The organism is Acinetobacter sp. S-1, assembly GCF_059579785.1.
This window is the reverse complement of the sequence record NZ_CM184207.1, coordinates 2,366,049-2,380,312: the sequence shown is the minus strand read 5'-3', so window position 1 is coordinate 2,380,312 and position 14,264 is coordinate 2,366,049. Positions and strand designations below refer to the sequence as shown.

The window sequence follows — 14,264 nt, the reverse complement described above, 5'->3', positions numbered from 1 at the left end:
TATTTAAAGGTAAAGATTTTGAAATTACATCTTCAACTGGTTCAGGGCCCAATCCATTCTCTAGATAAAGCCAAATCTAAAATACCTGTAAATCAGGATGTGGGCGGCATCGCAGCAGGTACCGCTTTTGCAGGTGTACTTGCTGGAAGCAGCTCCTTACTTACAAGCTCACCTATTTTATTAATGGCTGGAAAAGCAAAAGATGGTATAACTTTTATAGGTGAAATAGATAAGTATCCATTAGTAGGGCAATTTACGACAGCACGTTTTGAAGAAAATGACGAATTGATTGTTGTAATTAGCGAAAAAACTATTGATGGACGTCATCAAGTTTATGCAATTGTTGATCCTAAATCAGGTCTATTGTATATGATCTATGAAATGGGTCGTTCAGTAAAAATGGGATATAGAGCTATTATGATGCAGACTTGTTTTTTTAGTGCTCTGTCATTTGGCTTGTTCATGGTGATACTTATATTTAGTTTTATCTCTTCTTCTGATTATTCTGGTGAGAGTATAATATTCTTCTTTGAGGCAGTGCTTATAACATTTTTTATTTCAGTTTCATTTTCTGCATTCATAAATTATTTTAGTTTTCGAAAATCATACGAGAATTTTGGCAATTTATCTGAACAAATATTTGAAAAATTAGGTTTTGAAAATCCTAAAGAGCAGGATTTTTATAATGATTTTTTAACTGATGATGGTGTTCAGATTAGTGTAATGAAGTATAGAAAAAATTTAAAAGGCCAAGATCCTTATCCAGAAGATTATTTTGATAAGAAAAATTTTTGAAGTAAAAGGTTAATTAATGAAGCTTAGATTGTTTGTCATTACCTTAATATTATTCACATCTGCATGCACTCAAGACAAAGAAGAACACACTCACGGAACTTTGACTAAAGATTATAAAGATGTGTCTGAATACAAGTCTAAACATGATCTGGAAAAGGCTGTGAAGGCGAATGATCCTGAAGCATTGTTTGTGTTGGGTTCTATGTATGCAACAGGTGAAGGTGTTGAATTTAGCCAGAAGAAGGCATTCGAATTATTTGAAAAATCTGCAAAACTCGGTTCTTCTAATGCCATGTTACAATTAGGATTAATTTATCGGAATGGTAATGATTTAATAAAAAAAGATGATTTAAAAGCATTAAAGTGGTTTGAAGAGGGGGCTAAGAAAGGTAATCCTTCAGCTATACATAATTTAGGCGTTTCATATTATAAAGGATTAGGTATAACAAAAGATAAAGCGAAAGCTTTTAAGTATTTTAGTCAATCTGCAGAATTGGGCTTATTACAATCACAGGTAATAGTTGCGGGTCTTTTATACAACGGTGAAGGTGTAACTAAAGACCACAAAAAGGCTTTTGAGTGGGCATTAAAGGCAGCCAATCAGGGGGATGTTGAGTCACAAAACAATATCGGTTTAGCTTATGAAAATGGAGATGGGGTTGCAAAAGACCCTGTGCTTGCAAAAAAATGGTTTGAAAAAGCAGCTAATAATGGGTCTGTATTAGGGCAATATAACCTTGCTCTTAAGTATTTTGACGGTAATGGTGTAGAGCAGAATTTTTCAAAATCAATTGAGTATGCAGAAAAAGCAGCTAATGCACAGAATAAAGCTGCCATACAATTGTTGGTTGATATCTATTCAAATGATAGAAACCCTAAATATAATCCTGAGAAAGCTAATTATTGGAAGTCTAAAATCTAAATTTATACTTAAATAAAAGGCTCTTTTGAATAGAAGAGCCTTTCCAAACTTAAAAATCGCAATATCCTTAAAAAATATAAAGTCAAATATTTTAATTTTCTTGATATCGAATATGGTTTTGGGTTATGCAAGAGCTTGACCCTAAAGCAAAGATGGTTATTTACAAATCTATGGGCTTTATTGGTTCTACTTGCTCTCACAAAGTGAAATGAAAAATATACTAAATAGACCGATTAGTCTTGACAATTTTATTTTTATTAATTTTGAGTTTCTACTTTCATAAATTTGAAATGTATCTTTTACAATCATTTAATTTGTTTATTTTTTAAATCAACTAAAATCTTTTTAAGAAAATGTTTCATAAATCTTAACTAAGTGATATTTATGATAATTTTTAGTTTAGTTTTAATTTTTATTTAATTGTTAAAATTCAATAATTTATTTTTAATTACAAAAAATAACAATATTATGTTTTTATAAGAATAACTTTATTAAGCTATATTTTATAAGCATCTTAACTATTTACTTTTAGTTTAAGTTGATATGATTTTTATATAAAATATGTTTGTTTATATGATAAACTGTGCCTAAATTTTTTGAATATAAGGTTTTTAGACTGATTTTTTAATGTTTTAAGAATATTAACTTTTCGGTAAAGCCTTGAATAAATAAGAAAACAGAGGAATGAAAGTTGTGTTGAAACGAAGTATTTTGATACTTTTTTTGACTGGAAACATTATCGGTCTATCATATGCTCAAGCAGCAGAACTAGAGCCTGTAAAACTTAAAAAAAGTTGTATTAAGAAGAACCCTCTAGCAGAAGGTCAAAATGATCCTGAGCTATTGAATATTTTTAAACAAGTTTGTGATAGCGATAATGCAACTCAAAAAAATGATTTATTAGCTAAAGCTGCTATGCGGTTTTATCAAACCAATCAACCAGTTAAAGCATTGAATTTAGCAAGTCAATTGCAAAGTCAAAATATACGCGGTTCATTAATAACAGATGTCTTGTTTTTATCCGGTGTGAGCATTGCAAATAACTCTTTACAGCAAATGCGTACTCAGGAACTGAGATATTTAAGCAATGATGTGACTTATCCTCCTGCAAAGCAGTTAATTGAAAATATTCATACTGCCATGCCTGCCCCGGACCCATCGAGCTTTAAAGCTAGTTCAGAAAGTAGCTCAGATGATAACGAAAAAAGAAGTTATAAAAAACAGTATGTAACGCGTAATAAAGCGAGTACTTCTAGAACGTCAAATAAACGAGTATCAAGCCCAGCAAAGACGACTACAGTAAAACCTAAAGCTGCACCTGCAGCCACTGTTAATAAATCAAAAAGTTCGCCTTTTGACCCTTTAATTAAATAATCCGGAATAGAATCTTATGGCTAAGAGAGAGAGCGTACAAAAGAAGCTTCAGCGAATTCGACCTCCACGTGTTCAGCTTACATATGATGTCGAAATTGGTGATGCAAAAGAAGCGAAAGAACTACCATTCGTTGTGGGTGTGATGGGTGATTTTTCGGCTGCATCTGAGCTTGAGCGTACAAAATTAAAAGATAAAAAATTCATTAATGTTGATTTAGATAATATTGATGAAGTTATGGAGTCATTATCTCCAAGAGCTGCTTTTCAGGTAGATAATACGTTGACAGAAGAGGGCGGTAAGATCGCTGTTGATTTAACATTTAAGTCAATGGAAGATTTTCGTCCAGAAAATGTTGTTCAACAGGTTGATCCATTAAAGAAACTTGTGGAAGCTCGTGAGCGTTTAACTGACTTAAGAAACAAAATTTCTAACAGTGAACGTTTAGAAGACTTACTTGATGAAGTTCTTAAAAATACAGATCAGATTCGTAAATTAAGTGCGGAGGCTGATCATGAATAATACTCAATCTGCAGCAATGCCTCTTGTTGAAAATGAACAGGTTAATCTCTTAGACTCGATTGTCGAAGAAAGTCGTATTGCCCGAAATGAAGAAGAACATTCACGTGCAAAAAGCTTAATCGGTGAGCTTGCTAAAGAAGTAATGGCAGGAACAATTACCGTTTCTGAAAATATGACTTTATCAATTGATAAGCGTATTGCAGAAATTGATGCGCTGATTTCAAGTCAATTAAGTCAGATCATGCACAATGAACAATTCCAAAAAATTGAGTCAACTTGGCGTGGTCTCTATTATTTCTGTCAAGAGACACCATCTAACCCTCTTATTAAAATTCGTATGTTAAATACGACTAAGAAAGAGTTGGTAAAAGATTTCCAGGGCGCTACAGACTTCGATCAAAGCACCTTATTCAAAAAAATCTATGAGGAAGAATACGGGTCTTTTGGTGGTGCACCATATTCAGCGCTCATTGGTGATTTTGAATTCGACCGTACGCCTTCTGATATGTATTTGCTTGAGCAAATCTCTCATGTTGCTGCAGCTGCTCATGCGCCATTTATTTCGGCCGCTAGCCCAAGCATTCTTGGTCTAGAGTCATTTACAGATATTGATCGTCCTAGAGATGTTTCAAAAATCTTTGAAACAGCTGAATATGTACAATGGCGTTCATTCCGTGACAGTGAAGATGCTCGTTATGTTGCTTTAACCTTGCCACATGTGCTTGGTCGTCTTCCTTATCATCCAAAGGAAGGAACAGCTACTGAAGGCTTCAACTTTGCTGAAGATGTTTCAGGCGCAAACCACAATGAATATTTGTGGATGAATGCTGCTTATGCTTTCGGTACTCGTTTAACAAATGCATTTGATATGCATGGTTGGTGTGCTGCAATTCGTGGTGTTGAGGGTGGTGGTTTAGTCGAAGGCTTGCCTGTACACACTTTTAAAACACAAGATGGCGAAGTGGTATTTAAATGCCCAACCGAAATTGCAATCACTGATCGCCGTGAAAAAGAATTAAGCGATTTAGGCTTTATTCCTTTAGTGCATTGTAAAAACACTGATTACGCTGCTTTCTTTGGCGCGCAATCAACTCAAAAACCTAAAAAATATGACAATGATACAGCAAATGCTAACTCTGCTTTATCGAGTCAAATTCAGTACATTATGGCCGTTTCACGCATTGCTCATTATTTAAAAGCAATGATGAGAGATAAAGTGGGTAGCTTTGCTTCTGCTGGAAATGTTGAAGCATTCTTAAATGAGTGGTTGTCACAGTATGTATTACTTGACGATGGCGCTTCTCAAGAAGCAAAAGCTCAATACCCTCTACGTGAAGCGTCTGTAAAAGTTGTAGAAGACCCTGCTCAACCAGGTCACTACAAATCTGTGGTTTTCTTGCGACCACACTTCCAGCTGGACGAGTTGTCAGTTTCTTTACGACTTGTCACTGAGTTACCTCAGTCCTCAAATTAATAAAGGTCAGCGAAAGAATAACTTTAAATTACAAATAGGAAAGTTCTAAATGAAAGATATATACGTTGAGTTTCGCGGTAAATACAAAGTTGATGGAGAGTCTCGTGACTCTGAGCACAAAGGCTGGTTAGAAGTTAACTCTTGGTCTCATAATATTCGTCAACCTAAATCTGCTACTTCAAGTAGTGTTGGTGGTCATACTGCTGAACGTGTTGAACATTCAGATATGGTTTTTGTTAAAGATCTAGATGCAACTAGCCCGAAATTATGGGAAGCATGTTCAGCTGGTTATACATTTGATGAAGTACAAATTGACTTCTACCGTGCAAATGGTGATAAGCGCATCAAGTACTTACAAATCAAATTGAAGCATGTTCTAGTTTCTAGTGTAACTCCAACAGTTAATGAAGAAGGTGTTCCAACAGAAGCGTTTGGTTTGAAATACGCAGCTGTTGAATGGACTTACAATCAACAAGATATTAACGGTACTGCTAAAGGTGCTGTTACTAAGAAATGGTCACTTTCTAACAATACTGCTTCTTACGCAGCGTAATTGTTTAAGTGAATATTTGGTGGAGGCTGACTTAAAGTTAGCCTCTGCTGTCTTTAAGCATGCTTGTTGTGAACTCGAATGAATTTAGATCGGCTTTATCCATATGGATTTCGTTCAACTTTGTTTGACCGCTTAATTCCTGAAAGTGAAGATTATGCAAAAGGTCTTTCTATTCAGCAATTAAGAGAATCGGTAGCAAAAGATTTAGAAGACTTACTTAACAGTCGAGTCGCTAAATTGGATCATGTAGTTGATGATTACCCGCTAGTTAAAAAATCTATACTTCAGTTCGGTATTATTGATTTTGTGGGGCTATCTACAGCCAATCCGCTAGATCGTGACAAGATTTGCCAATCTATTGAACAGTCAATTGCAGCTCATGAACCTCGGTTAAGACAAATACGGGTAGAGATGTTGTTGGATGGGCACAATATGGGGGCATTGTGTTTAAGCATTCAGGCGTATCTAAATATTCATCCACTGTATGAACCTGTCGTTTTTGATGCATTGTTAAAACCGACAACGCAGCAATATGTAATTTCAGCGAGAACCTAGGCATAGTGGGTGTGTTGTGATAGAAGAGCTTTTACCTTTTTACGAAAAACAACTACAGGAATTTGGTCAGCAATCTCGTGAATTTGCTCAAAAATATCCGAAAATTGCTCAGCGTTTATCTTTAAATCAAGAGCAGATTGATGACCCGCATATCGAACGTCTTATACAGGCATTTTCATTAATTTCTGCTCGTATTGATAAGAAACTTGCTGATAGTTATGACGTATTTACACGTTCTTTATTTGAGGTGATGTTCCCTCAATACTTACGTCATTTTCCGGCTTGTTCAGTAATAAGCTTTGAAGATATAAATAAAATAAAACAGCTCACAGAAGCGCATATTGTTCCTGCACACACAGTTTTGAAGTCTCGCAGTTTTAAAGGCGTTCAGTGTGAGTTTAATACCACGCAAGAAGTCAAATTACTCCCGATAAGCTTGCAAGCGCTAGAATTCAAAAGTACACCTAGTGCCCATATGCATTTAAGTCAAAATGCGACTTTAACTTTTAAATTTGAAATTTTTAATCATGCTCATGTATGTTTAATAAATGAAAAACTACCTATTTATTTAGATGCAATTTCTAATTTTCCACTTCAAGTACTAGACAGTATTTTTAAGAAGGGAACATCTTTTGCCATTAAAGTAGGGCAGAAAATTGTTGAACTAGATGAAAATCCATTTGAGTTAACAGGTTTTTCCGAGCAAGAAAGTTTGTTGCCACTGGATCAGCATACTCATCATGCTTATCGTTTGCTGATGGAGTATTTTTGTTTTCCTGAAAAATTTAATTATCTAAAACTTGATTTAGGTTTTTTAAAGCGCTTATCTCTAGAAGATAGTAATTTTGAGCTGCTTATACATTTTAAATTAAATTTAAATGATCAAGCTGTAGTGCGAAATTATTCGGAATTAAATGTCGCTAATTTTAAATTGTTTACTACACCAGTTATTAATTTATTTGAAAAATACGCTGAACCACAAAAAATTGTACATAAGCAATTAGAATATCCGCTGATTACAGATGCTCATCATCCTGAGTTTTATCAGGTGTATTCAATTACTGAAATGAATATGGTTCGTGAAAAAACGAGTCAAGAAGAAAGCTATGTTCCGGTGTTGCCTTTTTTTGCCATGAGTCATTATCATGCTGACACCGCACGTTTTTTCTATTCTGTGAACTATCAAAAGCTACAGCCCAATTTTGTCGAAATGGGTTATTCAATTATTTCTAAAAATTTAAATCCTTCGTCAACACGTTCGGATTTTATTAGCACAAAACTATTATGCTCAAATCGTGACTTGCCGCATGAAGCATTAGGGCAATCTAATAATATATTAAACCTTAATGATAGTAGTCTGGCTCGCCGCGCTATTGTTTTAAAAAGACCTACAAAACCTTATCAATTTGGTCAAAGCCAGAGTGAGCAGTGGCGTGTTATTTCACACCTTTCATTAAATAGTTTAGCTTTAATGAAAGGTGATGCGGTATCTCATATTAAAGAATTACTTGCTTTATATAACTTACCTTTATCAAAAGAAAATTATCTAATTATTGAATCAATCAAACATCTGGAATTTTCACTTACTCACAAACTTGTAGATGGAAAGCCATTTCCAATGTTTGTAAGAGGAGTAAAGGCAGAGTTACAAATTGATTCATCCGTATTTAGAGGTCATAGCCTATACATTTTTAGTCAGTTATTAAGTCGTGTTTTTAATTTAAAGGTTCAAATTAATAGTTTTGTTGATTTGGTTGTTAAGGATTATTCATCTCAGCAGGAGTTATACCAATGCAGTCAGAACGTTGGTGGCAAGACTCTTCTGTAACAGCTGAGCTCTTTACAAAGCCAAAGTCTTTTGAGTTTATCCAAGCAACACGGCTATTAAGGCACGATTCAAGTCGTACAGTTAGTTCATCTTGGAGTGATCATTTTAAGTTTGAGACATCTTTTAATTTAAATTTTCCTGCTACAGAGATTGAAAATTTAGAATTAACGGACGAGCGGATTTATATCACGAATTTAATTGTTGGTCTTACTGGTATACAAGGTGCTTTACCTTATACGTATACGAATAAGATTAAGCAAGCTCCACGTCAGCAACGAGCTGAGACTAAAGAGTTTCTAAGCTTATTTAATCATAAGCTTACTGCTCAATATGTAGATTCTAGTATTACTTATAATCTACCGATTAGATATGAGATAGAACATAAAAATGACTATTTAGATATTTTGCATGCTTTGAATGGTTATGTGCGTTCGCAGCATCAACAAGCCGATCTTGATGAATATTTTGCAGAATTTTCTGGATTAATGCAGGGACAAAATAATACAGTTCATGCATTAAAAACGATGCTGTCGTGTATTTTTAAACATGAAATTACGATTAAAGAATTTGTACAAGAATCCTTTAAGTTAGCGAGTGATCAGTTAACAACTTTAGGTGGAAGTCAGCCGAGCCTACTTGGTGTTAATACTTTTTGTGGGGAAACCATTCAGCAAATTGATGGAAAAATTGAAATTCAAATTGGACCATTAAAACGTCAGCAATATCTCGGTTTCTTACCAAATCAAGAGTTAAGCCTAAAGCTAAAAAAGCTTGTAGAAACGTGGTGTAGTCCAACTTTATCAATAGATTTACGGCTTATCTTGGATGAATCAGAAATACAACCTATTTGTCTCACTCATAAGAATCAGAGTGGGTTAGGCCAGGGTTCTTTTCTCATATCACGACAACCTAAAGTACATAGTCATGAAACCTGCTATAGCCTTATTGGAGAGACAATATGATTAAAAAAATATTACTCTCATTCATTGCTATTTTTTCAGTAGTTAGTGGAATTATTATTTTCTACTGGCGTGATGTTCAATATAATCCTGATAAAGGAGATTTTTTCCTTTATTTCTTAGTTTTACCAGCAATAATTACATTGGTGATTTTATCACCGTGGTTAATTTATAGCGCTTATACAACGTATAAAGACAAAAAAGAGCAAGCAATAAATCAAGATAAAGATGACGTTAACTCAAAACAAACTGCGGTAACTGATCAACCATTAGAACAGCTAGATTTCAATATTTATTCTGCTTTTGCTTTACATGCTTTTGGTGAGAACGAAAGCATTATTGAGCAGCTACAAAACTTTAAAAGTCCAGAGCTGGATAATCAATTGTTAAATTCTTACGGATTACCTCTTTTATCTTACCGTATTAAAGATTTTGATGAAGAGAATCATGAGGAGAGTGATTACTCATCTCCACGACAAGTTCGTATGATGTCATTAATAAGACAGCAACTCGAACAAAATATAGAAAATCTATATCTTCTAGCTGAGCATTTAAAGCGTTCAACTTTATTTTATGAGTCGCAGCAAGCCCTTGAATATCATATGCATCCGGCATGGGTAAATCCTGAGTCTGAATATGACGATGTAGAAATGCCGATCGTAGAAGTTTATCGCTTAAATCGCTTAAATCTACACATCCTTCTTTCGGAGGATTTATTACATATCTGGAATGATGACCACAGTAATGAATTAATTTTAGAATTTTTTACTGAAATTGGTATTCCTGCTCAAAAGCTTCATATTGAATATCATTTTTTTGGAGAGCAACTGGCTTACCAAGAGTTAATGCATTTATTAAAGGGTATCCATAAAAGAGAGCATGAGATGTTCTTTTTGGTTGTGGCTGATTCGGAAATTGATCAAGATCTAATTGATGAAAAATCTTGGATGATTAAAGATTATATTCCTGCTGAATTTGCAGCAAGCTGTTTGCTCGCAGATCCTTTAGTTAAAATTCAAGAATTAGAACCGACTAAAGCACTGAAAGTGGTAGTGGGTCAACAAGATACAGCGAAGCTTTTTAATAATTTTGAATTTAATGATTTACCTCAGCATGAAGGTGATGAGCCTTATGTACTGATTTTGTCAGATCAGACCGATATAAAAGTTTCGAAGAAATTGCAGCAACACTTTCTTCAAACGCCTGTAGAACCGCATCACTATATTTATGTGAAATCTTCATTAGGGCATACCCAACATTTAGCTGATATTTACGGCTTTATGCTGAGCATGCATTTCCCTGAACATATCATTCCTTTTGTCTTTGGAGAAAATACGGTGTCAGCACATACGTTTGTGCAGAGTATCACTGAAAACTCAGAAGATGATGCGATGGTGTTGGATAACTAATTTAAACTTTGGACTTAGAACGAGAATAGAATGCATACAATTTTAGGCTACTTGTGGCAGTACATCACGAATCCTAAAGCAATTATCGCCTTGTCATTGTTCGTGGCATTGATGTCTTCATATACTTCAATTCCTCGTCATATATTCTGGGCTTTAGCAACTGCCTATGCTTTGGGTCTTATTGTTTATGGTATCTATTGGCTTATTCAACGAAGAAAGCATGCTGCCCAAGGTGAAGAGTTAGCTGAGGCGATCGAAAAAGATAACCAAGCTGAATATGGCAAAAATAAAGATAAAGAAGAGCTTCAGCTGGTTAGTCAACAAATGAAAGAATCAATTCAACTGATTCGTAAATCTAAGTTGGGTGATAAAAAAGGGAATGCTGCATTATATGAACTTCCTTGGTATATGGTTATTGGTAACCCAGCGGCAGGTAAAAGTTCAGCTATTTATAACTCTGGTTTAAAGTTTCCTTTTGAAGAAACGCATCAGAAAATGGTATCAGCTGGCTTAAGTGGTACTCGAAATTGTGACTGGTTCTTCTCTACAGAAGGTATTTTGCTCGATACAGCGGGTCGTTATTCTGTTTATAGCGAAGATCATTCTGAGTGGTTAGGTTTCTTAAATATTTTAAAAAAGAACCGTTCTAAAGCACCAGTTAATGGTCTGATTCTAATTGTTAGTATTGCTGAGCTAATTAGTCAAAGTCCTGAAAACTCATTAAAGCTTGCTAAAAATTTACGTGCTCGTATTCAAGACCTAACCGAACGTCTAGAAGTGGTTGTACCTGTTTATTTGGTCTTTTCAAAAATGGATTTGATTGCAGGTTTTACTGAGTTTTTTGAATTTTATGAAGCTCAAGAATATAACCAAGCTTGGGGAGCAACGCTTCCATATGAGCAAAATTCTTCTCATAACGCAGTAGATTTGTTCGAAAAACATTACACCATTCTTTACGATGGTCTAAAAGGGGTAAGTTCGACTCATTTAAGTCGCCGTCATTCGCAAAATATCTCACCAAGTGTAATGACTTTCCCATTAGAGTTTAAAACATTAAAACCAGCTTTAAAGAGCTTTATTGGTACACTTTTTGAAGATAACCCATATCAATTTCAACCTGTTTTCCGTGGGTTTTACTTCACTAGTGCTTTGCAGGAAGGTGTAATTGAAAGTCCAATGACTGAACAAATTGCACAAGAATTCCAACTTACACAAATTGCTCAAAATGATTTAAAAGACCATTCAAAAATTACTGCTAACCATGGCTATTTCTTAAATGGTCTATTCTCAGATGTTATTTTAAAAGATAAAGATCTCGTTAAGCAGCATGTAAATACGGGCAGAAAACGTCAACGTTACATTGCATTTATTGGTGCTTTAGCGGGTGTTTCAATTATTTTGGGTGTATGGGTTTGGTCTTATCGTAATAACCAGCAATTAATTGGTGAAGTTCAAGCAGATTTAAATAAAGTCGTTCAATTAGAAAGAGCCTCTGGTCAGCAACTATCTACTCAATTAGAAGCTTTATTGATTCTTCAAAGACGTTTACAGCAGTTAGATGAGTTTGATGAAAATAGACCACTTAAGTTTAGTTTTGGTTTATATCAGGGTAATGAGCTTCGTGAAAAGTTAAAAGCCGAATATTTAAAAGGTGTTAAGCAGATTGTATTAACACCGACGCAGCAAAATATTGCTCAATATTTGCAACGCGTAAAAAATAATGAAGCAACATTAAAAGCAAACCATACGAATGTTGAGATCAAGCAAACTGCTCAATCTCAACAATATCTGGAACCTTCAGATACCAATCCTCAAGATGCTTATAATGCATTAAAAGCTTATTTAATGATGAGCAATCCGCAATATATGGATGCTAGTCATCTAAGCGATCAGGTTACGCGTTTCTGGCGTTCTTGGTTAGATGCAAATAAAGGCCAAATGCCACGTGCAGATATGATTCAAGAAGCTGAACAGATCTTGTCGTATGCAATGACCTTAGCAAATGACAAACAATTCCCAGTTTTGGAAGCAGATTCGCAAATTGTTGATCAAACACGTCAAGTATTGCTCTCTGTTGTTCGAGGGATGCCCGCGCGTGATCGCGTTTATAACGAAATAAAAATGCGTGCTGCGGTGCGTTTCCCAGCGCTGACTGTAAGTCAGATTGTGGGTGAGGCAAATAAAAATATTGTATTGGGTAGTTATGCATTACCAGGCGTATTTACCCAAAAAGCTTGGAATGACTATGTAGAAAAAGCAATTGAGGAAGCTGCAGATAAGCCAACAGACAGTAAAGACTGGGTGTTAAATAGTCGTCAATCTGATGATTTAACTTTCTCAGGTAGTCCAGAGCAAATTAGAAAGCAGCTAACAGCGCTCTATAAGCAAGAATACATTGCTGAATGGAGAAAATTCTTAAGTGGTATTCATTATGCTAAAGCTGGCCAATTTGCTCAGCAAGTAAAAAATATTGATGTTTTAGGTGAACCACAAAACTCTCCAATTAGAACATTAATTGAAAGAGTTGCAGTCGAAACAAATTGGGATAATCCGGTTGTTCAAGCTGAGCTTGCAGCTCCACAAAAAGGATTTATTGCCTGGTTTAAACGTAAAGTTTTAAATCATGATGACAAGCAAGTTGCTAATCAAGTGGCAAACAATGCCCAAGGCGCTATTTCTCAAGAATATCAAATGTTCTACCAGTTGGTTCGCAAACGTGATGATCAACAAGGTAAGTCATTGCTTGATGAATATATGACAAATTTAGCACTCGTTCGTAGTAAGTTTAATGAGCTTAAAAATGCGGGCGAAATTGGGCCTAATGCGATGACATTAGTCAAACAGACCCTAAATGAGCAAACGTCTGTATTTAACCAAACTCAAAAAATTGTAGATGAAAAAATGGCGGTTGGTTTCAATGAAATTGATCAGCGTTTACTGCAAAAATTAGTAGTTAGCCCACTGACACAGGCTTTTGAGAGTTTAATTACACCGACCCAAGACGAAATTAATAAATTATGGGTAATGCAAGCCTATCAACCATTTACAGCAAATCTTGCTAAGAAATATCCATTTAACTCATCAGCTTCTTTACAAGCAACAAGTAGTGAAATTGGTCAAATCTTGGGTGAGAACGGTAGTATTTCTCGCTTTGTAAAAGAAAGTCTTGATCCATTTGTGATTCGTCGTGGCTATACGTTAACGTCTAAAACTTGGAAAGATTTAGGTATTAGTTTAAATCCTCAATTCGTTATGAATTTCCAAAGATATGTGGCACCAGCCAATGGTATGGCAACTGGTGAGTTGAATGCTCAAGCGCAAGCGGCGCCAGCAACTAACCAATCTAACTTCCAGTTTTACCCAATTCCAAACCCACAATTACTTTCATATACCGTTGATATTGATGGTCAGCGTATGACTTATGAAAATGGTGTTCAGCAATGGGTTAACTTCATTTGGCCAAACCAAGGCAGTATTCCGGGTGCTCGTATTACCGCTGTAGATTTACAAGGCCAAACCCACACGATTTTTGATGAGCCAGGTGAGTACGGTATTAACCGTTTAATTGATAGCGCTCAACGTAAGGAACAAAATGGCGGATTTGAAATGCTTTGGCGTAGTAAAACTGATCCATCATTATTTGTAAAAATGAATTTCCGTCTAATTAGCAGTAATTCAGGCAGTATCGGTTCAAGCCGTGGTTATGCAGGTATGCAACTGGTTGATAAAGTCACTGCCGACAAAGCTGCTCGTGTGGTGTCTGCTCAGCAAGCACCAGCTCAAGCTGCTCCAGCAAGAACTGAAAATCCTGTTTCTGCACTTGCTCAGCCTTCTGCGGGAGTTAAACCATGACATGGAAAATAACCTCTATGCGA

11 protein-coding genes are annotated in these 14,264 nt (G+C 35.4%); all 11 read left to right on the top strand.

Annotated features, from left to right (window positions below):
* Nucleotides 1-18 precede the first annotated feature (18 nt).
* The 11 genes from AC52J8_RS11345 to tssM all read left to right on the top strand — a co-directional run bounded on the left by AC52J8_RS11345 (nt 19) and on the right by tssM (nt 14,241).
* Complete coding sequence (locus AC52J8_RS11345) at nt 19-795, top strand: putative type VI secretion system effector (protein ID WP_086400017.1); 777 nt, start codon at nt 19-21, stop codon at nt 793-795.
* Between the two features lie 16 nt (nt 796-811).
* Nucleotides 812-1,717, top strand: a complete 906-nt coding sequence (locus tag AC52J8_RS11340; protein WP_086400016.1) for a tetratricopeptide repeat protein — start codon at nt 812-814, stop codon at nt 1,715-1,717.
* 684 nt (nt 1,718-2,401) lie between these two features.
* Nucleotides 2,402-3,091 (top strand): hypothetical protein, encoded by a 690-nt coding sequence (locus AC52J8_RS11335; RefSeq protein ID WP_032013146.1) that lies wholly within the window; start codon nt 2,402-2,404, stop codon nt 3,089-3,091.
* A 16-nt stretch (nt 3,092-3,107) separates the two neighbouring features.
* Nucleotides 3,108-3,611 (top strand): type VI secretion system contractile sheath small subunit, encoded by a 504-nt coding sequence (tssB, locus tag AC52J8_RS11330; RefSeq protein ID WP_005041656.1) that lies wholly within the window; start codon nt 3,108-3,110, stop codon nt 3,609-3,611.
* On the top strand, nt 3,604-5,085 hold the full coding sequence (gene tssC, locus AC52J8_RS11325; protein ID WP_032003316.1) for a type VI secretion system contractile sheath large subunit: 1,482 nt from the start codon (nt 3,604-3,606) through the stop codon (nt 5,083-5,085). Before tssB ends, tssC begins: the two co-directional genes overlap by 8 nt.
* A 49-nt stretch (nt 5,086-5,134) precedes the next feature.
* A complete protein-coding gene (locus AC52J8_RS11320; RefSeq protein WP_000653195.1) occupies nt 5,135-5,638 on the top strand; it encodes an Hcp family type VI secretion system effector in 504 nt (167 codons plus the stop codon).
* A gap of 78 nt (nt 5,639-5,716) precedes the next feature.
* A complete protein-coding gene (gene tssE, locus AC52J8_RS11315) occupies nt 5,717-6,193 on the top strand; it encodes a type VI secretion system baseplate subunit TssE (RefSeq protein ID WP_002048404.1) in 477 nt (158 codons plus the stop codon).
* 16 nt (nt 6,194-6,209) lie between these two features.
* On the top strand, nt 6,210-8,021 hold the full coding sequence (gene tssF, locus AC52J8_RS11310) for a type VI secretion system baseplate subunit TssF (RefSeq protein ID WP_045126447.1): 1,812 nt from the start codon (nt 6,210-6,212) through the stop codon (nt 8,019-8,021).
* Nucleotides 7,985-8,983 (top strand): type VI secretion system baseplate subunit TssG, encoded by a 999-nt coding sequence (tssG, locus tag AC52J8_RS11305; RefSeq protein ID WP_086400015.1) that lies wholly within the window; start codon nt 7,985-7,987, stop codon nt 8,981-8,983. The genes tssF and tssG overlap by 37 nt, the downstream gene beginning before the upstream one ends.
* Nucleotides 8,980-10,389 carry a hypothetical protein gene (locus tag AC52J8_RS11300; RefSeq protein WP_032003318.1) on the top strand — a complete coding sequence of 470 codons (1,410 nt, stop codon included), beginning with the start codon at nt 8,980-8,982 and terminating at the stop codon, nt 10,387-10,389. The genes tssG and AC52J8_RS11300 overlap by 4 nt, the downstream gene beginning before the upstream one ends.
* Before the next feature lie 30 nt (nt 10,390-10,419).
* Nucleotides 10,420-14,241, top strand: a complete 3,822-nt coding sequence (tssM, locus tag AC52J8_RS11295; RefSeq protein ID WP_496538780.1) for a type VI secretion system membrane subunit TssM — start codon at nt 10,420-10,422, stop codon at nt 14,239-14,241.
* The last annotated feature ends 23 nt before the right edge of the window (nt 14,242-14,264 follow it).